Source organism: Microbacterium luteolum, assembly GCF_039533965.1.
GTDB classification, from domain to species: domain Bacteria; phylum Actinomycetota; class Actinomycetes; order Actinomycetales; family Microbacteriaceae; genus Microbacterium; species Microbacterium luteolum.
In genome coordinates this window covers 1742223-1767619 of record NZ_BAAAUN010000001.1, presented here as the reverse complement: position 1 = coordinate 1767619, position 25397 = coordinate 1742223, and the positions used below count along the sequence as shown (strand labels likewise).

At 70.4% G+C, this 25397-nt stretch carries 15 protein-coding genes; 4 read left to right on the top strand and 11 right to left on the bottom strand.

Annotated features, from left to right (window positions below; all coding sequences use genetic code 11):
- The 11 genes from ABD648_RS08560 to ABD648_RS08510 all read right to left on the bottom strand — a co-directional run bounded on the left by ABD648_RS08560 (window position 1) and on the right by ABD648_RS08510 (window position 18726).
- Window positions 1–2931, bottom strand: coding sequence for a glycosyl hydrolase (locus tag ABD648_RS08560; protein ID WP_282214542.1), 2931 nt, complete (start codon window positions 2929–2931; stop codon window positions 1–3).
- Between the two features lie 84 nt (window positions 2932–3015).
- Window positions 3016–3798 carry an SDR family NAD(P)-dependent oxidoreductase gene (locus ABD648_RS08555; protein WP_282214541.1) on the bottom strand — a complete coding sequence of 261 codons (783 nt, stop codon included), beginning with the start codon at window positions 3796–3798 and terminating at the stop codon, window positions 3016–3018.
- On the bottom strand, window positions 3795–5582 hold the full coding sequence (locus tag ABD648_RS08550; protein ID WP_282214540.1) for a DUF5605 domain-containing protein: 1788 nt from the start codon (window positions 5580–5582) through the stop codon (window positions 3795–3797). The genes ABD648_RS08555 and ABD648_RS08550 overlap by 4 nt, the downstream gene beginning before the upstream one ends.
- 14 nt (window positions 5583–5596) lie before the next feature.
- On the bottom strand, window positions 5597–8380 hold the full coding sequence (locus ABD648_RS08545; protein WP_282214539.1) for a family 78 glycoside hydrolase catalytic domain: 2784 nt from the start codon (window positions 8378–8380) through the stop codon (window positions 5597–5599).
- Window positions 8377–9891: a glycoside hydrolase family 43 protein gene (locus tag ABD648_RS08540; RefSeq protein ID WP_282214538.1), complete on the bottom strand. Its 1515-nt coding sequence runs from the start codon at window positions 9889–9891 to the stop codon at window positions 8377–8379. The genes ABD648_RS08545 and ABD648_RS08540 overlap by 4 nt, the downstream gene beginning before the upstream one ends.
- Window positions 9892–9915: 24 nt before the next feature.
- The gene (locus ABD648_RS08535) at window positions 9916–11049 is read right to left on the bottom strand and encodes a serine hydrolase domain-containing protein (RefSeq protein WP_282214537.1); all 1134 of its coding nucleotides are present in this window, start codon (window positions 11047–11049) and stop codon (window positions 9916–9918) included.
- Window positions 11046–13457, bottom strand: coding sequence for a beta-glucosidase (locus ABD648_RS08530; RefSeq protein WP_282214536.1), 2412 nt, complete (start codon window positions 13455–13457; stop codon window positions 11046–11048). Before ABD648_RS08530 ends, ABD648_RS08535 begins: the two co-directional genes overlap by 4 nt.
- Window positions 13454–14299, bottom strand: a complete 846-nt coding sequence (locus ABD648_RS08525) for an ATP-binding cassette domain-containing protein (protein WP_425561725.1) — start codon at window positions 14297–14299, stop codon at window positions 13454–13456. The genes ABD648_RS08530 and ABD648_RS08525 overlap by 4 nt, the downstream gene beginning before the upstream one ends.
- Before the next feature lie 5 nt (window positions 14300–14304).
- Window positions 14305–16188, bottom strand: coding sequence for a dipeptide/oligopeptide/nickel ABC transporter permease/ATP-binding protein (locus ABD648_RS08520; RefSeq protein ID WP_282214534.1), 1884 nt, complete (start codon window positions 16186–16188; stop codon window positions 14305–14307).
- A complete protein-coding gene (locus tag ABD648_RS08515; RefSeq protein WP_282214533.1) occupies window positions 16185–17126 on the bottom strand; it encodes an ABC transporter permease in 942 nt (313 codons plus the stop codon). Before ABD648_RS08515 ends, ABD648_RS08520 begins: the two co-directional genes overlap by 4 nt.
- A 73-nt stretch (window positions 17127–17199) precedes the next feature.
- Window positions 17200–18726, bottom strand: a complete 1527-nt coding sequence (locus ABD648_RS08510; RefSeq protein ID WP_282214532.1) for an ABC transporter substrate-binding protein — start codon at window positions 18724–18726, stop codon at window positions 17200–17202.
- Between the two features lie 195 nt (window positions 18727–18921).
- On the opposite strand from ABD648_RS08510, the gene ABD648_RS08505 reads away from it, so the two are divergent.
- From ABD648_RS08505 to ABD648_RS08490, 4 genes are all read left to right on the top strand, one after another.
- Window positions 18922–19584: a TetR/AcrR family transcriptional regulator gene (locus ABD648_RS08505; RefSeq protein ID WP_282214531.1), complete on the top strand. Its 663-nt coding sequence runs from the start codon at window positions 18922–18924 to the stop codon at window positions 19582–19584.
- Complete coding sequence (locus ABD648_RS08500; RefSeq protein ID WP_282214530.1) at window positions 19581–21998, top strand: glycoside hydrolase family 2 TIM barrel-domain containing protein; 2418 nt, start codon at window positions 19581–19583, stop codon at window positions 21996–21998. The genes ABD648_RS08505 and ABD648_RS08500 overlap by 4 nt, the downstream gene beginning before the upstream one ends.
- Complete coding sequence (locus ABD648_RS08495) at window positions 21995–23698, top strand: D-apionate lactonase family protein (protein WP_282214529.1); 1704 nt, start codon at window positions 21995–21997, stop codon at window positions 23696–23698. Before ABD648_RS08500 ends, ABD648_RS08495 begins: the two co-directional genes overlap by 4 nt.
- Before the next feature lie 117 nt (window positions 23699–23815).
- A complete protein-coding gene (locus ABD648_RS08490) occupies window positions 23816–25381 on the top strand; it encodes a CoA-acylating methylmalonate-semialdehyde dehydrogenase (protein WP_282214528.1) in 1566 nt (521 codons plus the stop codon).
- The last annotated feature ends 16 nt before the right edge of the window (window positions 25382–25397 follow it).

The following is a 25397-nucleotide window of genomic DNA, read 5'->3' as shown; positions in this document are numbered from 1 at the left end:
TCACCGCATCCGCTTCACAGTCACCGGGCCGAGCAGTCCGTAGTCCCGCACGATCGTCTCGTGAGTCCCCGCGCGGCCCGAGAACTGCAGCGCCACGTCGGCGATCTGCTCATAGTAGCCGCGCGCACGGAGCCGGTTGTTGAGCGAGCTCGCGACGCGCACCACGACCTCGTTGGTCCCCGGACGCACGTCGGAGGTGATGTCGATGACCGGATGCGAGGTGTCGAAGCCGCGCGCAGCCCCGTCGTTGATCCGGACCGAGCCGAGCCCGCCGGACGTCGATCCGAGGTCGAGGAGCAGTCGGCCGTCCGCGGCAACCGCGGCGTCGATCGTGAAGACGGCGCGGTACTCTCCGACGCCGGAGACCTCGGGTCCGATGTCGGGGAGGTCCTTCCACGGGCGAAGCGCGGTGGCGGCGCTCTCGATGCGGGTGACGGCGGTGGTGGGCTTGACCTCGCGGGTCACGTAGCCGAGTCCGCGGTCCTCGACGATCGTGATGTCCTCACCGGCGTCCCAGCTCTCGACGGCGATGCGCCATTCTGCGATGTCCGCCACCGTGGTCGCGCGCGCCGGAACGGAATCCTGCCCCGCTGAACCCCGGTCTAGCGTGAACAGCGCCGACTCTCCCGGCGCGAGCGTGATCGTGACGATCGTGCGATCGCCCGCCTGACGCGTGCCCTGATGCGGCAGGGCCTCGCCCGTGTTCGCGTCGATGTGATGGACCGCGCCCGCCGGCAGCGCGACCTCGACCGTGGTCTCGGCGCCGGTCTCGTAGAGGAAGTGGTACGCGAACAGGTGCAGCAGATCCCCGTCCTCGCGCAGGTAGGTCAGCACGTCCCGGTTCTCGGCGGTGAACTCGGCGCGGCCGATCACGCCGAGGTCGCGGAGCGCCTGGACGGTCTGCGCCGGATCGTCGATCTCGCGCACGGAGGGGAGGGCGCGGAGGGCGGTGAGCGTCGCGGCCAGCTCCTCGTCGCGGCCGTCCCGTCCCGGGGTGCGCGAGGCGGCCCGCTCGTGCGTCGTGTAGTCGCCGGTGAGGAGGAGCTTCAGCTCCCGCGCGCCGTTGACGATGAGCACGCGCAGACCGGCGCGTGCCCGATCGAGCAGGAGGGCGGCCGCGTCGGGGTCGAGCGCCTCCTGGTAGACGATGAGCGCCTGGTACCCCGGGCCGTCGGGCTGCACGACGCCTTCGCCGAACGAGACGTCGTCGTGCAGGAGGAGGGAGGCGTCGAAGAACTCGTAGGACCAGCCGGCATCCTGCATCCCGAGGTCCTGCCACCAGTGGTTCTCGCGGTTGCGCATCCACCACCGGCCGTAGGCGACCTCGTCGGGGACCCGCGTGCCGTCCTCCTCGACGAAGACCAGGCCAGACAGGTTGTCGACGAAGTGGTCGGTGCGGAGGATGCCGACATCGATGCGCGGCCGTCCCTGGCGGAGCAGGTACTGGTAGCGCCCGATCGCGTCGTTCCACAGCGGGTAGAACTCCGACGCGGGCTGGCGCGTGTCGAACCGCTCCGAGAACATCGGCCACATGCCCTCGTGCCCCGGCCACTGCGTCGCCCCTTCGGCGCCGACGGTGCTGGCCCAGCCGTGCAGGACGGTTCGCGTCACTCCGGCAGCGAGCTGGGTGCGGATGATCTGGTCGAAGAACCGGTGGTCGAGCATGTGGTTGCGGGTCGTCGCCCCGGTCTCGGAGGAGTACTGCTTGCCGAAGAGGTGCGCTGGCCCGGCCAGCAGCCGGTATGCGTCGATCTGCGATCCGAACTCGAGGGACTCGGTCTCGATGCCGTCCACGGCGGGCCCGGGGCGGGTCAGCTCGAAGGGCAGTCCGTAGCTGATCTCCGCGCGCAGCGTGATCCCGTTCTCGTGCAGGAACGCGGCGAACGGCTCGAGCATGTTCTCGATGTAGAGGTCGGTGAGGGTCTGCGCGTAGTCGTGGCGCACCTTCTCCACCTCGGGCTGCTGCGCGCTCTCCGCGTCGTAGTGGTAGGTGGTCGCGGCCGCCATCATCCGGATCTCGCGGATGAGGAACGGCAGCCACGGCACGATGTCGTAGCCGCGGCGCCGGCGGAACTCGTCGCGGATGCTCTGTCCCCAGAACATGCCGCCCGCACCCCAGATGGTCAGCTCCAGGGAGTCCATGTACATCTGCGCGCGCGGATTCCGTGCGATCTGCTCGCGCAGCTCCGCGGTGAGGACGACCTCGGACCAGTAGTCGATCACCGCGTCGACGCCCGCCCGCTCCAGGTAGTTGACGGTGTAGTTGACGGTGGCGGAAGGCGCCGCTGTCTGGCCCGTCCCGTGGGCCCAGAAGACGAAGATCCGCCAGTCCCGGTCATCGGCGGGCTCCCAGTCGAGACTCTCTCCGTCGACGCGCTCGGACAGATCGAGCACGGAGGACGAATCGATCACGCCGTCGCCGGTGAGCACCGCGGCGACCACGGCCTCCAGCCGCTGGGTCTTCGGTGCGACGCGGTGGCCCGGGAGCAGTGAATCGCCCCGGTTCGCGTCGAGGTCGATCCGCGGCAGAGCGCCGGCGGCCGGTGCTCCGCGCCTCACGTCGATCGTGACGACGTCGAGCTCCTGCGCCGCCGCCGGATGGTCCGGGTCGATCGTCGGCAGGTTCGCGTTCGACCAGTTCGTGCCCGACGTGAAACTCACCGACATGCCTCGAGCGGTCGTCTCCTCGACGACGATTGCCGAGTCGTGCACCCACTCCTCGGCGCCCCAGCCATATCGACCGTGGTCGATCATCTCCTCGTCCATGGCGAGGAACTCCATGCCCCCGAAGCCGAACCGGTGCGCGGTCTCGATCTCCGAGCGCAGCGTCTGATCGGTGTGATGCCCCTCCGCGAGCCACCAGCGCAGCTCCGGGCGGTACTCGATCGGAGGCTGGCGGAGCGCGGAGCGGTGGTCGGCGAAACGGGACATGGATTCTCCTTCGAACAACAGGCCCTGACGATGCGTCACAGCTTATTTGATGTCGTCAGGAAAGCAAGTAGTTCACTCAGGAAATCAGAGAGATGTCATCCCGCCGTCGACCGCGAACAGCGAGCCGGTCGCGAACGCGGCGTCGTCGCTCGCGAGGAACACCATGATCCCCTCGATGTCCTTCGGGCTGCCGGCGCGACCGAGCGGGATGCGACCGATGATCGCGGCCCGGGAATCGGGATCGTCGGAGATCGTGGAGACGAGCCCGGTCTCGGTGTACGCCGGCACGACGGTGTTGACCCGGATCCCCGACGCGGCGTACGCGGCGGCGACGGTGCGGGCCAGCCCGTGGATGCCGGCCTTCGATGCGGAGTACGCCGTGAAGTCCTGTCCCTCGCCGTTCAGACCGGTCGGGCTCCCGGTGAGGATGATCGATCCGCCGCCGGAGGAGAGCATCGCTCTCACCGCGTGCTTGACGGTCAGGAAGGTCCCGGTGAGATTGATGTCGATCGTACGGCGCCACACATCGAGGTCGAGCTCACCCGCCCTCGCATCCTGTCCGAAGAGCTGCACGCCGGCGTTCGCGACGACGACGTCCGGCGACCACCCCGCCGCGACCGCCGCGGCGAAGCCGGACTCCACGGAGGCTTCGTCGGAGATGTCGATGACCTCGGGGCGGGCGGCAGCACCGATGGCGGCCGCGACGGAGGCGGCGGCCTCGGCGTCGCGATCCGCGATGATCACGCGGGCGCCCTCGGCGGCGTACCGTTCCGCGACGGCCCGTCCGATGCCGGCGCCCGCGCCGGTGATGAGCGCGGTCTTCCCGCGGAGTCGCGGCGATCCGCTGCCGGTGAGAGTGTCGTTCATCCTTCGCCTTCGATTCGTTGTGTCCGTCCGTCGGCGCGCGTCAGGCGCAAGGCCATGTACTCGCGCCCGGGGAGCTCGACCCGCACGGGACCCGCCCCGAACTCGCCGGGCACGCGCTCGACCGTCATGTTCCAGGTGTCGATGACGTCGATCACCCAGCTGCCCTCGCCGACGACGACGTTGCGGAACCGCGGTCGGTTGAACCCGAAGTAGCCCACGAGCACCTCGCCGGCGGCACCGCCCCACGGGACGTCCCAGTCGCCGGGCAGCGGATCCCACACACCCTCGGGCGCTTCCGCGAGCAGCCGCTCGAGGAACCCGATGCGCTCGGGTGAGGTGCCGTGCAGCTCGCCGCCCTTGGACCACCACAGCGTCTCGTCGTCACGCCCGAGCGCCGACGGCAGGTAGGTCTCGCCGTGACCGACATAGCCGCCGCGCACGGCACCCTCCCAGAACCGGCGCACCATCTCCTCCCCGGTGATGTTGCCCCAGCCCTGGTCGATGTCGCCCTCATAGGCGCACTCGTCGATCACGACGGGCTTGCCCCACCGTTCGCGCCACTCGTCGGTGTTCTCTGCCGTGCGGTACACATCCACCCGCTGCACGCTGACGTGCGTGATCCACGGTGCCGAATAGTCGTAGAAGGGGCGACAGTTGTGGATCGAGTTGAGGTGCCCGAAGGCGTCCTCCTCGCCGACCACGGCGGCCAGACGCTCCCAGTCCGCGGTGTCCTTGGCCCACAGCAGGTCGTACTCGTTGGCCATCGACCACCACACGTTGGCGAAGCCGGAGAGACGCCGCACCACGTACCGGAGGTAGCGCTCGTCGACGGCGGGACCGAGGTCGGCGAAGCCCCACCGGTCGTAGGCGTGGAAGAGGATGAGGTCGGCTTCGATGCCGAGCGCGGCGAGCTGCTGGATGCGGCGCTCCAGGCGGCGGAAGTGCGCGGGGTCGAAGCGCTCCAGGTCGAAGCCGTCGTCGAGCGAACCGGGGAACGGGAAGTCGGCCGGCTCGTTCGCGTTGTACAGGTACGACTTGGGGAACACGCACATGCGCATCTTCGTGAACGGCGCCTCGGCGAGCGTCGCCAGGGTCTGCTCCTGCAGCTCCTCCGGCTGGTGCGTCCACGCGTACGCCGTCGTGCCCAGCGGCCGATGGCGCGTGCCGTCCGCGTGCCGGAAATGGAAGCCGTCGACGCGCACAGGACCGTGCGCGTCCTGGACGGGTGGACCCACCACGACCGTGCCCGTGAGCCCGTCGAGGGAGCGTGCCGTCGAGTGCGTCTCGAACGTCCACACGCCCTCCGCATCGGCGAGCGCCCGGATGACGTATCGGCCGTCTCCGTCGTAGAAGCCGCCGACCCGCCGCTCCTCGCCGTCGCGGATGAACACCGCGCCGAGCTCGACGTCGACGAACGGATTCCCGTGCGTAGGACCGTCGATGACGATCTCCAGCGGACCCCACAGGGAGACGGATGCCGGCAGCGCCACGGTCGCGGAGCCGCGGGCCACGGCATCCGTCTCGTACCCGGGATCGGCCACGATCGCGGGAGCGTACGGCGCGCGCTGCACGTCGTCGCCGATGTCGGCCAGCTCGGCCCACAGCCGATCGCGCGCCTCCTGCTCCTCGAGCGCCGGCACGAGCGCGACGAGGGCGCCGAGGCGTCCGTCGCGGAACTGCAGCGCCATGGGCGAGGCGGCGATGCCCGGCATGAGGCGTTCCAGGACGGCGCGCGCGCCGGGGTGGTCGAGGGCTTCTCCGAACGTGGAGCGTCGGTCGAACATCGGGTTCCTTCTGGTCAGGCGGTGGCGGAGCGGATGGCGTCGTCCACGCGGGCGAGCACCTCCGGAGGAGTGAACATGAGGGCGGTCGAGACCGGACGCCCCGCACCCCAGACGGTGCCGGTGCGCACGGCGTCGACGCGATCCGGGGCAGCATCCGCGAGGGTGTCGAGCAGGGCGCGGTAGGCGCGCGGGTCGTCGATCACGTCAGCGAGCGAGGCCTCGAGCCCCGCGAGCGACGGGCGCGGAGGCTCGGTCGGCGCGACGTAGCGCCACTCGTGCGTGCCCGCGCCCACGGACGGGGGAGCGCCGGGCACCGACACCTCCGCCGTGGTGTTCGGCGGCACGGTCGCGGTCACCACGATCTCGCCGCCCTCACGACGCCAGGCGACGGACGCGGTGCCGTACGGCGTCTCATGACGGGCGGAGGCGTGGCTCAGCGCCGTCAGCGGGCGCGGGGCGATGCGCAGCCGCCGATACCCCGGTTCGGCCGCGGCGAGTCCTGCCACCGTGCGGTGCAGCCAGTCCGCGACAGCGCCGAGCGCGTAGTGGTTGAACGAGGTCATCTCCCCCGGATTCACCGAGCCGTCCGGCAGGAGCGAGTCCCAGCGCTCCCAGACGGTCGTGGCCCCCTGCGTGACCGGATACAGCCACGACGGGCATTCGGTCTGCAGCAGCAGCCGCTCGGCCGCGGCCGGATGCCCGGCGTTCGTCAGCGCATCGGCGACCAGGGGGGTTCCCACGAACCCCGTGGCGATGCGGTAGCCGCCCTCGCGCACGAGCGCGGCGAGCCGGTCGCCGAGCGCACCTCGCTGCCGCGCATCGGTCGCCAGATCGAACTCCAGCGCCAGCGCATACGCGGTGACGGCGTCGCTCATCATGCGACCGGCCGGCGTGATGTACTCGGCGGCGAACGCGGCGCGGGAGCGCTCGGCGAGGGCTCCGTAGCGCTGCGCGTCATCGTCGCGCCCGAGGAGCACGGCGGCCTCGGCGACGAGGCGCAGCGAGCGCGCGAGGTACGCGCTCGCGACGATGTCGGAGTCGACCCTGGCCTGGCCGGGCTTGTCGGCGGGCGCCGCCGGGTCGAGCCAGTCGCCCAGCTGCATCCGTCCGGCCCACAGGCCGTCGTCGCCGGCATCGCGCAGCACGGTGTCCACCCAGTCCCGCATGCTCGTGTACTGCGCGGCGAGCACCGCGACGTCGCCGTACCGCTCGAAGAGCACATGAGGCACGACCGTCGCCGCGTCGCCCCAGGCAGCGGGGGTCGCACCTCCGGCCGCACCGAATCCGGGGAGGGCTGCGGGGACGACGAGCGGCACCGCACCGCCGGCCCTGGCCTGCTCGAACGAGAGATCGCGCAGCCACGACGTGAGGAAGCCGTCGCAGTCGAAGAGGAAGCTCGCCGTCGGAGCGAACACCTGGATGTCGCCCGTCCAGCCGAGCCTCTCGTCGCGCTGCGGGCAGTCGGTCGGGATCGAGAGGAAGTTGCCGCGCATGCCCCACAGCACGTTCTCGTGCAGGCGTGCGAGCAGGGGATCGGAGGCGTCGAACCAGCCCGTGCGCCTCATGTCCGAATGCAGCACGACGGCCTCGACGTCGTCGGGGGACACGTCGGCACCCGTGAGCTGCGCGTAGCGGAATCCGTAGAACGAGAAACGCGATTCGAGCACGTCGTCGCCGCCGGACAGATCGAACGTCGCCGTCGCCGCGGCATTGCGCAGCGGACGCAGCGCGAGCTCGCCGTCTTCGAGCACCTCGGCGTGGCGGACGACGACACGCGATCCGGCCTCTCCGCGGATGCGGATGCGGAGACGCCCGACGAGGTTCTGCCCGAAGTCGAGGATCCGGCCGCCGGACGGCGTCTCGAGCACGTCGATCACGCTGAGCGTCTCGGTACGGCGCACCGGCGGCGCGATGCGCGCCTCCGGCACCGGCACGTTCTCGTATCCGGGTGCCGCGGCGGCGCCGATCCTCGCCGGCGTCCACGCCGTCGCCGCTCTGCGGAGGTCCTGATGCTCGCCCGGATAGATGCCGCTGTCGACGACGGGTCCGTCACCGGCGGCCTCCCAGCCCTCTCCCGTCGCGGCGACGACGTCGGTGCCGCCGTCCGCGTACTCCACGCGGATCTGGGCGAGGAAGGACGGCTGCGTGCCGTAGAGGCGGTCGGCGAACGCGAAGAACCCGTACTTCTCGGTGTACCAGGCTCCGGCGATCGTGGCCCTCAGCTCGTTGGCGCCGTCACGGAGGAGCGCCGTGACGTCGACGGTCTCGTGCACGAGGCGGTCGCGATAGGCGGTCCATCCCGGGGCGAGCACATCGTCGGAGACGGCGGTTCCGTTGAGTTCCGGTTCCGCGGCTCCCAGCGCCGTCCAGAACAGCAGCGCCCGTGCGACGGGGCGATCGAGCATGAAGGATGCGCGCACCACCGCGGGCTGGGCGTCGCGATCGGGCGCGTCGAGCCCGATCGGCCGCGCGATCCACTCGCCCTCGGCGAGGAAGCCTGCGGCGACGGTGAGCGGCTCGCTCCACGGCGTCTGCTCACCGGCGACGGACCGGGCGCGCACGCGCACGTCGCGGGATTCGCCGGCGGCGAGCGGGGCGAATGGCCAGGCCACGAGGGCGCTCTCCGCGCCAGGTACGGCGACGGTCTCTCTGCCGTCCGTGACCTCGGCGGAGCTCTGCAGCCAGCCGTCCTGCGCGGTCGCGACGGTCCAGCTCAACCGGGGCGCGGGGGTCGCGACGAACGAGGTATCGTCGCGGAGCTCGGCTCTGACGGATGCGATGCGGGCTGCTCCGGTCATTCGTCGTCTCCCTCCGCGGTCCAGCGTGTCACGACGATGTCTCCGGTGACCGCATAGGCGCCGATCACCCTCCCGGTGAACGACTCGGCCGTCTCGGAGGAGAGGAAGCGCCCGTCGATCTGCGCCAGCTCCTGCCGGACCCCGTCGGCGGTCACCGCGAGGTGGAACACGTCGGAGGTGCGCGGGAAGCCGCCGCCGGCGTGCGGCGGGCGCGATTCGATGTGGAGCTCGAGCACGTCGGAGGCGACGGGCGCGGTCCATTCCTGCACGAGGTCCGCGACCACGGCACGGGCGACCACCGCGCCGCCGCCCGCCTCGATCTCCACGTGGAAGCGCTCGTCGTAGCGCACGGCGAGACCGCCGACGCCGGCGCTCACGTCGACCGCGACGGTCACCGCGTTCGTGAGGTGCTCCTGCCGTCGCCCGAGGAACACGGGGCGGGGGTCGTCCAGCGTGCGCCCGTCGCCGTGCAGCACCAGTGCATCCGCACGCGCATCGAGGTCGGCGATCGAGCCGGGCGTCTGCCGCACGGCGATCCACTCGCGGTCGAGCTCGCGCACCGTGGAGAAGTCGATGTCGACACGGGTGCCCGGTCGCGCGTGGAGCAGCACGGGGTCGATGGCGGGCCAGCCGTCGTCCTCCCATCGCACGGCGGTGACGAACGTCTCGCGACCCAGAGCGGAGAACGCGCGGGTCATGCTGCGAGGGCGCACGCCGAGGAGCACGCACAGCCATGTCCCGTCCGGACCGATCACGAGGTCGCCGTGACCGGTGTTCTGCACGGGACGGATCGTCGATCGCGCCGACACCAGCGGGTTCTGCGGCGCGGTCTCGAACGGGCCCTCGGGGGAGTCTCCGCGGGCGATCGAGATGCCGTGACCGCGCTCCGTGCCGCCCTCGGCGATCATGAGATACCAGCGGCCGTCGACCGGGTACAGGTGCGGCGCCTCGGGGAACTGCCCGCCGGTCCCCGACCAGAGCGAGCGCGGCTCCTCGAGGGCGATGTGGCGGTCGAGATCGACGCGCACCTGCTGGATGCCGAGGTGCTGACCGACGCCCTCCCCGCTGAGGAGCAGTCCAGAGAAGGTGATGTAGACCGTGTCGTCCTCACCCCAGGCGATGTCGGGGTCGATGCCGTCGACCGATCCCGTGCCGTCCTGCCTCAGGATCAGGTCCCCGTCGCTCCACGGGCCGGCGGCATCCGTCGCGGTGAAGTGCAGCATCCCGCGTCCCATCGCATCCGTGATGACGAGATGGAACACGCCGTCCCGGTGACGGAGGGTCGGCGCCCACGCGCCGCCCGCGGTCGGGACGTCCGCCACGGCGAGCTGCCCCTCGCGCGTGGCGACGTGCCCGATGAGCTCCCAGTTCTCGAAGTCGCTCGAGCGGTGGATCGGGATGCCGGGAAGGTACTCGAAGGTCGAGGTGGCGAGGAACCAGTCGTCGCCGACGCGCACGACCGAGGGGTCGGGGTGGAAGCCGTTGAGGAGGGGGTTGAACAGGGTGGTCATGGGGAGCTTTCCGGTCTGCGGGGGTCAGGAGGAGAGGAGGATGCCGAGCTCGCGCGCGACGGAGACCGCCCGCGGATCGGCGCCACCGGGCCACGGGCCGCGCGCGATCGTCCAGGCGAAGGCGACGCCGCTGTCCGGATCGACGCACGCGAGGGCGCCCATCGCGCCGTCGTGCCCGAACGCGCGGGGCCCGCCGAACGCCAGCTGCTGTGACGGCTTCTGGAAGACCACGGCGTGGGCGCGATCGTGCTGATGCAGCACCTCGTCGTATCCGCGGACCTGCTGCTGACCGATCTGCTCGACCGTGTCGGACGAGAGCAGCGGCGGAGCCCCGTCGACACCGGTGACGGCGACCGCGAGCAGGCGCGCGATGCCCCGCGCCGTGCCGGTGCCCGATCCGCCGGGATGACCGTACCGCCAGCTGCGCGGGGAGTGCGCCAGGTCGACGTCGTCGGGCATGGCGAAGACCACCGGTCCGAGGGCGGACGTCGCGGGTGGTGTCGTGTCGGTGGCGGGCGGGATCATCGGCAGCAGCGGCACGAGTCGCTCCTCGTGCTCGGCGGGGAGCCCGAGGAAGAAGTCGATGTCGTGCGGGGCGCGGATGTCGTGCTCGTAGAGCTCATGCAGCGTGCGACCCGTCGCCCGGAACACCAGCTCGTCGGCGAGGTTGCCGATCGTGATCGCGTGGTAGCCGAAGGCGCTCCCGGGGTACCAGAACGGTCGGCTGGCGGCGAGCCTCTCGGCGGCGGCGTGATGGTCGAGCAGTTCGTCCCAGGTCAGCCCGGGGACGGTCTGGGGGAGCCCCGCCTGATGCGACAGGAGCTGGCGGACGGTGACGGCTCCCTTGCCCTTCGCGGCGAACTCGGGCCAGTGGTGCGCGACGCGCTCATCGAGATCCAGGTCGCCGCGTTCCACGAGGAGGCCGACGGCCACGCCGATCACGTTCTTGGTGACTGAGTATGGGACCGTCAGCGACTGCGCGCCGAGGTGAGGTCCGCCCCACGCGTCGAGCACCGCGGTGCCGTGGTGATACGCGGCCACCTGGAACGACAGATCGGGGTCAGCGGCGAGCGCCTCGTCGAGGCGCGCCACGACGGCGGCGAGCCGGTCGTCGGCGCGTCCCTGGAGACGGCCCGTGAGGCTCGCGAGCGCGGTCATGCCTGCTCCCAGTCCACCGACAGCGGCAGCTCGACGACGGACGGCCCGATCCGCAGCGTGTACTGCCCGGGTTCGACGACCCAGTCGCCCGCCCAATGCGCGAGTCGCCGGGGTGGGACGGGGATCACGGCGGTGACGGTCTCACCGGGTTCGGCGCGGACCGCGGCGAATCCGACGAGCCAGCGCTCGGGGCGTTCGACGGCGGAGTCGGCGCGCTCGGCGTACACCTGCACGACCTGCTTCCCGCGACGCGCGCCCGTGTTCGCGAGGGTCACCTCGACGGCATCCCCGTGACGCTGTGCCGCGCCCCAGGTCCAGGAGGTGTAGCCCAGGCCGTGGCCGAACGGGAAGGCCGGGGCGGCGCTCTGCCGCAGCCAGGCGCGGTATCCGATGTGCAGACCCTCGGCGTACACGAGACGGCCGTCGGCCGGGGTCACGGCGGAGACCGGCACGTCGGCGAGCGACGCCGGCCACGTGGTCGGCAGGCGGCCACCGGGCTCGGCGGCTCCGGTCACGACGTCGGCGATCGCATGGCCGAACTCCTGCCCGCCGAAGTAGCCCTGCACGATGGCCGCGACGTCGGCGGCCCAGGGCAGCACGACCGGGGATCCGGCGTTCACGACCACGATGGTCGGCGTGCCGGTGGCGGCGACCGCGCGCACCAGGTCGTCCTGACGTCCCGGCAGGTCGAGGTCCACGCGGTCGTATCCCTCGGACTCGACCTTCGAGTTCGTGCCGACGACGACGATCGCGACCTCGGCGCCGCGTGCCGCCTCGACGGCCCGAGCGATCAGCTCGTCGGGGTCGGTGCGCTCCGGGGCGATGCCGAGGGTCACGCTCAGGGCGCCGTCCAGCGCACCCCGCGACTCCCGGGTGAACTCGGCGCGGATGTCGATCGCACGCCCGGCCTCGACCGGTACGGCCGTTGTCACGGACGGCGGGTTGAGGAAGGCGGCACCGAGGTCGGTTCCCTCGATGACCGGGGTGTCGTCGAGCACGAGCTCGCCGTCGACGAAAATCCGCCCCGGATTCGCCCCCGCGAAGCCGAGCTCGATGCTCGTCGTCTCGGTCGGCGTGTACCGGGTCGACAGCACCACGGTGCGGCTCGCGCCGATCGGCGCATCGCCGCCGAACCACACCAGCGCGGTCGCGCGCCGGTCCTCGGCGAACAGCTCGGTGCCGTCCCCGTCGAGGAAGCTCACCCGCAGCCCCTGATCGCCGGTCACCGGGTTGACGATCGTCGTCGGCGGGATCTCGGCGACGCCGTCCTGCACGACGGCGCCGATCTCGTAGCGGGTGTCCGCGGCGGGGAACGCCGCGCGGAGAGCATCGAGCGGCGACACCACCTCTTCCGGCAGTACCGTCGCCGAACCGCCGCCCTGAGTGCGGGCCTCCCTGGCGTTGTGACCGATGATCGCGATGCTCCCGACGCCGCCGAGCGGGAGCACCCCGTCGTTCTGCAGCAGCACGGCGCCCTCGATCGCGGCCTCGCGCGCGAAGGCCGGGCCGTCCAGGGGTGCCGGGACGACGGCATCCGTCCCTTCGAGCGCACCGACGCGCTCGGCGAGGAGCAGGATGCGCAGCACCTTGCGATCGATGTCGCTCTCCTGCACGCGCCCGTCACGGACCGCGTCCACGAGCTCGGCCCAGGCGGGAGCGGGACCGGGCATCGCGAGGTCCTGCGCTGCGGCGACGGCGTCGAGAGAGCGCACGGCGGTCCAGTCGCTGACGACGACGCCGTCGAAGCCCCACTCGCTGTTGAGCGGCGTCTCGAGCAGGTCGTTCTCCGTCATCGTGACGCCGTCGACGGCGTTGTAGGCGCTCATGATCGACCACGCCCCGGCTTCGACGGCACGCTCGAACGGTGCGAGGTAGAGCTCGCGCAGTGCGCGCTCGTCGACCTCGATGTCGACCGTGAAGCGATCCGTCTCCGAGTCGTTCGCGACGTAGTGCTTCGGGGTGGCGGCGACGCCGTTCTCCTGCATGCCGCGCACGTACGCGGCCCCCAGCTCCGCGGTGAGCTCCGGGTCCTCGCTGAGACACTCGAAGTGCCGTCCGCCGAGCGGCGAGCGGTGCAGGTTGATCGTGGGGCCGAGCACGACGTCGACGCCCTTGCGCCGTGCCTCGGATGCCGCGGCCGCCCCGTACCGGTGGGCGAGGTCGACGTCCCAGGAGGCTGCCAGCGCCGAGCCGGACGGGAGGTTGAGCGAGGGATCGCGCTCGTCCCATCGCGGTCCGCGCACCCCGGCGGGGCCGTCGGAGAGCGTGAGCGCGCGCAATCCGATCTCGGGCAGCGGCACCGTGGTCCAGAAGTCGGCGCCCTGCACGAGCGCGGCCTTCTGCTCGAGGGAGAGCCGCTCCAGCAGCGGACGCAGGTGAGCGGTGGAATCGGACGGGCGGGCGTTCATACGGCTGATCCTTCGGAGATGTTCTGCGCGTCGATGAGCGCGCGACGGTCGGCGCGACGCTTCTGCTGGGCGTCCGGGTCGGGGACGGGGGCGGCGAGGAACAGCCGCTGCGTGTACGGATGCGCGGGCCGCGCGGTGACCTGGTCGCCGTCGCCCGTCTCGACGAGCTCGCCCCGGTACATCACCGCCACGCGATGGCTGATGTGACGGACCACCGCGAGGTCGTGCGAGATGAAGAGGTAGGCGACGCCGGTGCGCTCCTGGATCTCGATGAAGAGATCGAGGACGCGCGCCTGGGTCGACAGGTCCAGGGCCGAAACCGGCTCGTCGCACACGATCAGCTTCGGATCCAGCGCCAGCGCGCGGGCGATCGCCACGCGCTGGCGCTGCCCGCCCGAGAACTCGCGGGGGAGCCGGCGGGCAGCATCCGCCGGGAGCCCGACGCGATCGAGCAGGTCGGTGACGCGGGCGTTCGCAGCCTTGGCCGCGACGCCGCGTGCGGTGAGCGGCTCCGCGAGGATCTGTGCGATCGTCATGGACGGATTCAGCGAGGAGTACGGGTCCTGGAACACGACCTGGATCTCGCTGGCCAGCGAGCGCCGCTCGCGACGGTTCAGGTGGCCGATCTCGCGGCCGTCGTAGCGGATCGAACCCTCCGTCACCGGGGCGAGCCCCAGCACGGCGCGTCCGAGCGTGGTCTTGCCCGAACCCGATTCGCCGACCAGACCGACGGTCTCGCCGGGCCGGATGTCGAGGGAGACGCCCTTCAGTGCGTGGAACGGCTCGGCGCGGAACCCCTTGCCGGGGTAGGCGACGTGAAGGTCGTCGACCTGGAGCAGCATGTCGTTCACGACCGGTCTCCTTCCGTGGGACGTGCGGTGACGAGCGGGGCGCGGGCTGGACCATCGTCGAGGATCGCGTCCAGCAGCGACTGCGTGTAGGCGTGCGAGGGGGAGCGCAGGATGGTCCGGACCGGACCCTGCTCGACGAAGAGCCCCTGCTGCATCACCGTCACCCGGTCGCAGAGATCGGCGACGACGCCGAAGTTGTGCGTCACGAGCAGCATCGCCATCTGGCGCTCGCGCTGCAGATCACGCAGCAGGTCGAGCACCTCGGCCTGGACCGTGACGTCGAGAGCCGTCGTCGGCTCGTCGGCGATGATGAGGTCGGGATCGGTCGACACGGCGCCGGCGATGAGCACGCGCTGCGCCATCCCGCCGGACACCTCGAACGGATAGGCGTCGAAGGTGCGCTTCGGGTTCGGGATGCCGACGCGGTCGAGGAGCGCGAGCGAACGCTCGGTCGCCTCCTTCTTCGACAGGCCGAGATTCTTGCGCAGCGGTTCGACGAGCTGATACCCGATCGTGAAGGACGGATCGAGGTTGCTCATCGGCTCCTGCGGGATGTACCCGATGCGCCGCCCGCGGATGCCGGCATAGGCGCTCTCCGAAGCGTCGGCCAGCTGGGTGCTCTCGTACTCGATCGAGCCTCCGGTGACGCGTCCGCCCCGCGGCAGCAGCCCGAGCACGGCGAAAGCCGTCTGCGTCTTGCCGGAGCCGGACTCGCCGATGAGGCCGTGCACCTCGCCCTTGCGGATCTGCAGCGAGACGCCGTGCACGACCTCGATGTCCTCGCCCTCCTGCTGCTCGTACGCGACGCGCAGATCGGAGACCGTGAGGATCGGTGCGGCACCGGGCGTGCTCCGGCTCGCGTCGTCGGGATGGACGATCGTCTCCCCGACGACGGGCAGGGGAGCGGACTCCTCGAGCGCGTCGGCATCCCCGCCGGACATGCTGAACGAGGTCGTGACGGCGGCGATCGATCCGGTCGAGGTCGTCACGGCGCGGCGGCGACGGCGGCGCACCACGGCCGTGCGCTCGAGCACATCGCGCATGCCGTTCGCGAGCAGGGTCAGAGCGATGGCCGTGAGGCCGATGGCCAGAGAGGGCCACAGCATCAGGAGCGGCTGCTTGTAGATGTTGGCGAACCCGTCGTTGAGCATCCCTCCCCAGGTCGGGACGCTCATGTCGCCGAGGCCGAGGAACTCCAGCCCGGACTGGATCGCGATCGCGATCCCCGTGATGATCGCCGACTGGATGATGATCGGCGCGCGCACGACCGAGAGGATGTGGCGGCCGATGATGCGCACGTCGGAGAGGCCGGACACCTTCGCCGCGTCGACGTAGAGCTCGCCGCGCACACCGGTGACCGCCGCGTAGACCAGGCGGTAGTAGGCGGGAGCGAGCAGGATGCCGAAGATGAACATCGCCAGCCACACGCTCGGTCCGAGGACGGCACGAGCCGCGAGCAGCACGACGATGCCGGGGAGGGCCATCACGAGCGACGTGACCCAGGAGGCGACGGCGTCGAACCAGCCGCGGTAGTAGCCGGCGATCAGACCCGAGACGACCCCGATCACGAGCGCCGTGACGACGGCGACGAGAGCCGCGGCGAGGGTGATCTGCGTGGCGGCCAGCAGGCGCGAGAGCACGTCGCGACCAGCGCTGTCGGCACCGAGCAGATGCTCCCCGCTCGGCGGAGCGAGCACCAGCTGGAGCGAGGCGAGGTTCGGATCGAACGGCGCGATCCAGCGTCCGGTGACCGCGATGATCGCGATGACCGCCAGGAACACGAGCGAGATCAGCGAGACGGGGCGTCGAACGAGTCGGCGCATCAGCGAGATCTTCGCCGCGGGTGTCGGCACCGCGGTCGGAACGTCGATGGCGGTCATGAGAGTCGCACCTTCGGGTTGAGCGCTGCCTGCGCGAGGTCGATGAGGAGGTTCACGATGAGGACGATCACCGCGAAGGCGATCACGACGCCCATCACGACGGGGATGTCGCCCTGGGTCGTGGCCGAGACCGTGAGCTGGCCCATCCCGGGGAGGGCGAACACCTGCTCGACGATGACGGCCCCGCCGAGGAGGCCGATGAACTGCACGGCGAGGACCGCGAGCGCGGGGCCCCCGGCGTTGCGCAGCACGTGCTTGTAGATCACGCTGTTCGACGACAGCCCGCGGGAGCGGAGCGTGCGCACGTAGTCGCGGGACATCGCGTCGACCACCGAACCGCGCACCTGCTGGGCGACGGCCGCGATGGCGCCGATGGCGAGGGCGGCGATCGGCAGCGTCACCGATGCCAGCCACCCGCTGAACGATTGCGTGATCGGGATGTAGCCGGTGGCCTTGAACCAGTGGAGGTTGATCGCGAAGATCAGCACGAGGTACAGCGCGATGAGGAAGCCGGGGATCGCGAAGCCGATCACCGAGATGAACTGCACGACCGCGTCGACCCAGCCGCCGCGGCGTGCGGCGACCACGCCGAGCGCGATCGCGAGCACGGCGGAGATGAGGGTCGCGCCGATGACGAGCGAGAGGCTGACGCTGAGGCGTCCGCTCAGGCTCACCGAGACCAGCTGCCCGTTGAACCAGGAGCGGCCGAGGTCGCCGGTCAGCGCCGAGGTCAGCCAGTCCCAGTACTGAGCGGTGAGCGGGCGGTCGAGGCCCAGCTCTGCCGCCTTCTGGGCGACCAGCTCCTCGGTGGCGTTCTGGCCGAGGATGCGACGCGCGATGTTCGCGCTGTCGAGGAAGAGGAGCCCGAACGTCACCACGGAGATGACGATGAGCAGGACGATGCCGGCGAGGATCCGGCGCACGATGAACATGAGCATGCTGCGCTCCTGTGGTGGAAGGGATCGGGTTCCGGCCCGCCCGCAGCGACGCGGGCGGGCCGGAGGGATCGCGTCAGGACTTCGGCGTGAAGTCGTAGATCGCGGGGTAGGCGTTCGTCGGGAGCATCTCGACGGTCGTCGAGGCGTCCGTGGCGAAGCTGCCCTGCACGCGGTAGAAGGGCGCGAACCACGCCTGTTCGACGATGTAGGCGTTGAGCTCCTTCGCCACCGATTCCTGCGTGGCCTCGTCGCCGAACTGGATCTCCTGGATGAACTCGTCGACCTTCGGGTCCTCATAGCCGAACGGGTTGAAGATCGCGGACGGCGCGATCATGAACTGGATCAGCTGCCAGTCGGGGTTCTGCTCCAGAGCCATGAACGACACCGGGAACTTCGGCGCGAGCAGGTCGGCGATGAAGTTGTTGCCCGGGTCGGTGTACTCGACCGCGATGCCGACATCCGCCAGCTGCTGCTCGATCAGCGTGTACGTCGTGGCGCCCAGCAGCGTGGACGACGGCATAGAAAGCGTGAGACCGCTGGCGTATCCGGCTTCCTCGAGCAGCTCCTTCGCCTTCTCGGGGTCGTAGGTGTAGTAGTCGTCGAGCTTCGGATCGTACGCCGCCGACGACTCCGGGAAGACCTGAGTGGTGACGGTGCCGTTGCCGAGCTGCAGGGCCTCGAGCAGGCCTTCGCGATCGAACGCGTAGTTCAGCGCCTGGCGGACACGGACGTCGGCGAGAGCCGGGTTCATGGTTCCCGCACGGTCGAGGAGGAGCATCCCCTGGAAGTCGAGCTCGTTCGCGTTGACGGTCCAGCCGGCGCCCTCGACCTCGGCGAGGTTGTCGTTGCTGGCGAGCTTGACGCCGTTGGCCTCGCCGGCCTTGATCGCGTTGAGCGAGGCCGTGGCATCGGCGAGCACGTTGATCACGAGCTTGTCGTAGTGCTGTACGTCGGGGTTCCAGTAGTCGGGGTTCTTCGTGTACGAGTAGCTCGTTCCGGTGACCGTGGCGGCGGTGTCGAGGATGTACGGTCCCGATCCGATCGGGTCGGTGGCGAGGTTGTCGTTGCCGAGGGACTCGCCGCTGGCGACCAGCCCGGGGTCGCGGGTGAGGTAGTTGAGCAGTGCGGGGTCCGGGGCGGCGAGCGTGATGACGACGGTGGTGTCGTCGGGGGCCTCGAAGCTCGTGATCCCGGCGAAGTAGTTCGCGTCGGGCGACGTGCCCTCCTTGAAGCGCTGCAGGTTGTCGGCGACGACCTGCCCGGTGAGCGCCGAGCCGTCCGAGAACGTGACGTCGTCGCGGAGGGTGAGGGTGAGGACGGTGTTGTCGTCGTTGTACGACCACTCCGTCGCCAGCCACGGCTCGATCGTGCCTTCCGGCGTCGCGAGCAGAAGAGTGTCGAAGACGGCCTGGTAGAAGGGGGCGCGGTTGCCCCACTCGGAACCTGCCGGGTCGAAGGTGGTCGGCGGCGTGATCGCGCCGAGTGTGAGGGTGCCGCCGCTCCCGTCGCCCGAGCCGCCGTCTTCCGCTCCGCCGGCGCAGCCGGTGAGAACGAGAGCAGCGATGGCGATGGTGGCTGCTGTGGCCTTCCAACGGAACATCCTTTGTCCCTTTCGTGGGTGGCGGTACCCCTGCGGACCGCCTCTGGTGGGAGAAGCTAGCAGCAAAAGCGAGTAGTCGCTAGGTTTTTAACGCAAAAAGCTAGCGGATGCTAGGAATTCGTTATAGAACGGATTCGCAAGGGCAATGCGCGGTGCCGATGGCGGCTGCCGACGACGGGGGATACGGTGACAACGATGACCATGAACAAAGGGCCCAGTGTGCGCCGCGGCGTGCGCGGCGAGTACGCCAAGACGCGCGAACGACGGCGGACCATCCTCGATGCCGCGCTCGAGGTGTTCTCGGAGGGCGGCTACCGCGCCGGTTCGCTGAGGGACATCGCCCAGCGCGTGGGGATCAGCGAGGCGGGACTCCTCCATCACTTCCCGAACAAGGTGGCGCTGCTGGAGGCCGTGCTCGATCACCGCGACGACCGGTCGCGCGAGATGGTTCCCCTGGAGTCCGGCGACGGCGTGGCCATGATGCGCGGCCTGGTCCGGCTGGCGCTCTACAACGCGTCGGTGCCCGGTGTCGTCGAGCTCTACTGCACGCTCTCGGCGGAGGCGACCTCACCCGATCACCCGGCGCACGGCTACTTCGTGCGTCGCTACGTCTACACCCGCGCGAACATCGAGAAGGGCTTCGCGAACCTGGAGTCCCGGGGGATGCTGAAGCCGGGAGCCTCGCCGTACCGATGCGCCGTGGCTCTCATCGCCATGATGGACGGCCTGCAGGTGCAATGGCTCCTCGACCGGACGGTCGTGGACATGGCCGAAGAGCTCCGCGCGTTGATCAGCACCTTCGCCGACATCGACTGGGACGAGTCGACGGACGACGAGGCCGGAGGCGAGAGGGCATGACCCGCATCGCCTTCGTCGACGGATGGAGCGTCGGCCCGAAACTCGGCGCCTTCGAGACCCGGGACGGCTCCACGGCATCCGTGCCCGTCCGCCTGCCGCATGACGCGCTGCGCGACCTGCCGCGCGCCGCCGACGCCGGCCAGGGCGTGCACAGCGGATACATCCCCGGCGGCGTCTTCGAGTATGCGAAGACCTTCGACGTGCCGGAGGAGTGGCGCGAGAAGACCGTCCGCATCGAGTTCGAGGGCGTCTACCGCGACGCGACCGTCTTCCTCAACGGGGACTTCGCCGCGCATGAGGCGAACGGCTACTCGGCGTTCGTGGTCGAGGCCGACCCGTTCCTGCGGTTCGGCGAGCGCAACACGATCACGGTGGAGGCGCGAGTCCACCGCGACAGCCGGTGGTACACCGGCGGGGGCATCTACCGGCCGGTGCACCTGGTCCTCGACGACCCGGTGCATCTCGCCCTCGACGGCACCGTCGTCGAGAGTCACGACATCGACGCCGAGCGCGCGATCGTCGAGATCGCCACCTCCGTCGCGAACCGCACGAGGCACGCGGCGACGCGCCGCCTGAACTGGGCCGTCGTCGACGAGGACGGCGCCGAGGTGGCGACCGGCACCTCGCCCGTCACGGTGCTCCCGGGGGAGCAGGCGGTGGCGCGCGCCCGTCTCGCGGTGCGCTCGCCGCGGTTGTGGGGCCCGGATTCGCCGCACCGCTACCTCGTCCGCACGACGCTGGCCGACGGACAGGGCGCCGTGACCGACGAGACCGTCACGCGGCACGGCATCCGTCGTCTGCAGCTCGACGTCGCGCACGGTCTGCGCGTGAACGGCGTCGTCGTCGATCTGCGCGGTGCCTGCATCCATCACGACAACGGCCCGCTCGGCGCGGTGTCGATCGCGGATGCCGAGGATCGACGCGTGCGTTTGCTCAAGGCCGCCGGCTTCAACGCGATCCGCAGCGCCCACAATCCGGCGAGCCGCGCTCTGCTGGACGCGTGCGACGCGCACGGGATGCTCGTGATGGACGAGCTGACCGATGTCTGGACGAAGTCCAAGACGGCTTTCGACTCGTCGATCGGCTTCGACGAGCGGTGGCGCCGCGATGTCGCCTCGCTCGTCGCGAAGAACCGGAACCATCCGTCGGTCGTCCTCGTGTCGATCGGCAACGAGATCCTCGAGCTCGCGACGCCGCACGGCGCGACCTGGAGTCGCCGCATCGCCGAGGAGTTCCGCCGGCTCGATCCGTCGAGGTTCGTGACGAACGGCATCAACGGCGTCATCGCGAACCTCGGGGCGCTGGCGGAATCGATGGCGGATGCGCCCCCCGCGGACCCGAACACGATGATGGCCGAGATGGGCGAGCGGATGGCGTCGATGAACGCCTCGCCGCTGGTGACCGAGTCGACCGAGGAGTCGGCGGCGGTGCTCGACGTCGTCGGCTTCAACTACGCGGACTCGCGCTACGACCTCGACGCGGAGCTCTTCCCGAACCGTGTGATCGTCGGGTCGGAGACCTTCCCGGATCGGATCGCCTCGCTGTGGGCGGACGTGCGTCGTCTGCCGCACGTCATCGGCGACTTCACCTGGACGGGGTGGGACTACATCGGCGAAGCGGGCATCGGCCGCGTGGACTACACGGACGTCGAGGGCTACGTGCCGACGGGGACGGCGGGGCCCTTCCCGTACCTGCTCGCCGACTGCGGGGACATCGACATCACCGGACACCGGCTTCCGGCCTCTCACTATCGCGAGATCGTGTTCGGTCTGCGCACGGAGCCGGTGATCGCCGTGCATCGTCCGCAGCATCACGGCCGGCCCGCGTCGAAGACGCCGTGGTCGTGGGATGACGTCGTGTCCAGCTGGAGCTGGGGTGCGGCAGAGGACTCTCCGGTGACGGTCGACGTCTATGCGGATGCCGAGGAGGTCGAGCTGCTCCTCGACGACGTCGTCATCGATCGCGTCGCCGTCGGGTCGCCGCTGCCCCTGATCGCGCGCTTCGAGACGCGGTACCGACGCGGTGTGCTGACGGCTGTCGCCTATGCCGCCGGGCAAGAGGTCGCCAGGACGTCGCTGCGGACGGCCGGAGATCCCCGCCTCGTCGTGCGAGCAGAACGCACCGAGATCTCCGGCGCGGACGCCCTCGCCTACATCGCCCTGACGATCGAGGATGCCGAGGGCACGGTCCTGTGCGATGCCGACGTCCCGGTGACCGTCGAGGTGTCCGGCGGCGTGATCGCCGGGATGGGGTCGGGGCAGCCTCGCACCGAGGAGGGGTTCGCCGGTCCGACGCGGAGCACGCATGACGGCCGTGCGCTCGTCATCGTCCGCCCCTCGGACCTGGGCGAGATCGTCGTGACGGCATCCGCCGCAGGGTTCCCGTCGGCCGAGGTGGTGGTGACTCGGCGATGAGCTCCCCGTGGTGGCGGACGGATGCTCGCGAGTGGCGGTCCCACGACTGGCGGCTCGAGCTGCGCGGTGACGAGATCGCCGACATCAGCCACCGCGGGATCGTCGTGCTGCGGGCCGTCCGCGCGGTCGTGCGCGACCGCGGCTGGCAGACCGTGCCGGTGGTCGTGCAGAGCGTCGACGGCGATCCCGAAGTGCTCAAGCTGACGCTTCGGCACGAAGGGCTCGGGGCGCGGGTGCGTTCGACGCTGACGGTGCGTGCGCGTGCCGGGGAACTCGGGATCGAGTGGGACGCCGTGAACGAGATGGACTTCGACACGTGCCGCATCGGTCTGGTCGTGCTGCACCCGGCATCGGACGCCGGGCGCGCCGTGATCGTCGACCACGACGACGGATCCGAGGAGACGACGTCGTTCCCGCGGGCGCTCACTCCGCATCAGCCGATGCGTCACATCCGCCGACTCCGGATCGACGGCGGCGCGAGCATCGCCTTCGCGGGCGACGTGTTCGAGATGGAGGACCAGCGCAACTGGACCGACGCCTCGTTCAAGACGTACAGCCGCCCGCTCGACCTGCCCTACCCGTATGCGCTGCGAGCCGGTGAGACGGTCCGACAGGCGATCACGATCGGTGCGCCCGACGCCTCGATCGCCGCGGATCCCGGTCGTGCGTCACCGGCGGTGATCGAGCTGCGCGAGTGCGGTCCGTTCCCGGCGGTCGGCGTCGAGGCCTCGACGGCTCCCGACCCGGTCCGCGCCTCTTCGGCGGGCTCGTTCCGCGTGGTCGAGCTCGATCTCACGACGCCGGCGTGGCCGGCGGCGCTCGCCCGTGCGTCGTCGGACGGCCTTCCGTTGGACATCCGGATCGTGTCGGACGGCGATGCGCGTGCGGCGGATGCTGCCGCGACGGCACTCGTGGGCCTCCCGGTGCTGCGGGTCACCGTGTTCGACAGGGCCCGGCACGCGACCACTCCGGCCTCGGCCTCCCTGTTCCGCGCGGCGCTCGGGAGCGCCGGCATCCGCGTGCCCCTGCTGGCCGGTGCTCGGTCGCATTTCACCGAACTGAATCGCGAGCAGGCGACGATCCCTCGAGACACGGCCGGGATCGTCGTCACCACCACGCCGCTGTTCCATGCTCTCGACACCGAGCAGCTCGTCGAGGCGGTCGCGGTCCAGCGCCTCGTCGCCGAGGAGACCGTTCGGATCGCGGAAGGGCGCGAGGTCCATATCGGCCCCGTCGCGCTCCGTCCGCGCTACAACAACGTCGCCACGACGGCGCAGCCGGCACCGACGAGGAGCGATCTCGTCGACGGCTACGGCGCGCAGTTCACAGGAGCGGACGACGAACGGCAGGCCGCACCGGAACTCGCAGCCTGGGTGATCGCCAGCGCCGCGGCCAGCGCGGTTCCCGGCGTCCGGTCGCTGTCCTGGTTCGAGACCTGGGGGCCGCGAGGGCTGGCAGATCACCGCGGGCGGATGCCGGCGGCCGACGCCGTCGATGCTCTGACCGAGCTCCGTGGAAGCGCGCTGCTCGGAGGGTCGAGTCCCGATGGGCTCGTGTGGGCGATCGGCGGTCGCGCCGCGGAGCGCGACACGATCCTGATCGCGAACCTCGATGTCGAGCCGCGCGTCCTCGACGTCCGCGCGCACGGCAGTGCGCCCGTGCGCGTCACCGTGGCCGCCGGCTCCTGGGAGCGTGTCTGAGCAGCAGGCGCCGGAACGTCGATGATTTCGAGTGTCATAGGACGGATTGGCATCCCGGCGCCGCCGCGCTCGCTGGTTCACTGGTCTGATCCGCCCCCCCCGACCCCGAGGTGAAGAATGACCATCACTGACACGTCCGCAACCTCGACGACGGACTCCGCCGTCCCGGTGATCGCGCACTGGATCGACGGCGCGGAGCGTCCGTCGACCAGTGGGCGCACGGCTCCGGTCTTCAACCCGGCCACAGGTGCCGTGCAGGCGCACGTGGCGCTCGCCGACCAGGCCGAGATCGACGCTGCGATCGCCTCGGCGGATGCCGGCTTCCGCGTGTGGTCGGGGTACTCGATCGCCAAGCGGCAGTCGGTCCTCTTCGCGTTCCGCGAGATCCTGAACGCGCGCAAGCTCGAGCTCGCCGAGATCATCACGGCCGAGCACGGCAAGGTCGTCTCCGACGCGATGGGTGAGATCCTCCGCGGCCAGGAAGTCGTCGAGCTCGCGACAGGATTCCCGCACCTGATCAAGGGCGCATTCAGCGAGAACGCCTCTTCGGGCATTGACGTTTACTCGCTCAAGCAGCCCCTCGGGGTCGTGGGTGTGATCTCGCCCTTCAACTTCCCCGTCATGGTGCCGCTGTGGTTCGTGCCGATCGCGATCGCGGCCGGCAACGCGGTGGTCCTCAAGCCCAGCGAGAAGGATCCGTCCGCCGCGCTGTGGCTCGCGCGGGTGTGGAAGGAAGCGGGGCTCCCCGACGGCGTCTTCACGGTGCTGCAGGGTGACAAGGCCGCGGTCGACGGGCTGCTGAACAGCCGGGTGGTGCAGTCGATCTCGTTCGTCGGCTCCACGCCGATCGCGCAGTACATCTACGAGACGGCGTCGAAGAACGGCAAGCGCGTCCAGGCGCTCGGCGGGGCGAAGAATCACATGCTCGTCCTCCCGGATGCCGATCTCGACCTCGTGGCCGACCAGGCCGTGAACGCCGGATTCGGCGCGGCCGGTGAGCGGTGCATGGCGATCAGCGTGGTGCTGGCCGTCGAGCCCGTCGCCGACGACCTGATCGCGAAGATCACCGAGCGCATCGCCGCGCTGAAGATCGGGAACGGCGCCGGCGTCGACGGCGTGGAGCCCGACATGGGTCCGCTGATCACGGACGTGCACCGCGACAAGGTGTCGTCCTACGTCGACATCGCGGAAGCGGACGGCGCGACCATCGTCGTCGACGGTCGCGGCTTCACGGTCGACGGACACGAGGACGGCTTCTTCTTCGGACCGACCCTGATCGACGGACTGCCGACCACGTCTCGCGCCTACACCGAGGAGATCTTCGGGCCGGTGCTCTCGGTCGTCCGGGTGGACTCCTACGATGAGGGCCTCGCTCTGATCAACTCCGGCGAGTTCGGCAACGGTACGGCGATCTTCACCAACGACGGGGGAGCGGCTCGCCGTTTCCAGAACGAGGTGCAGGTCGGCATGATCGGCATCAACGTCCCGATCCCGGTGCCGGTCGCGTACCACTCGTTCGGTGGTTGGAAGAAGTCGCTGTTCGGCGACGCGAAGGCGTACGGCGTGCACGGATTCGACTTCTTCACCCGCGAGAAGGCCATCACGAGCCGCTGGATCGACCCCGCGACGCGCAACGACTCCACGCACGGCGGCATCAACCTCGGGTTCCCGCAGAACACCTGAGCCTCTCCCGCGGACC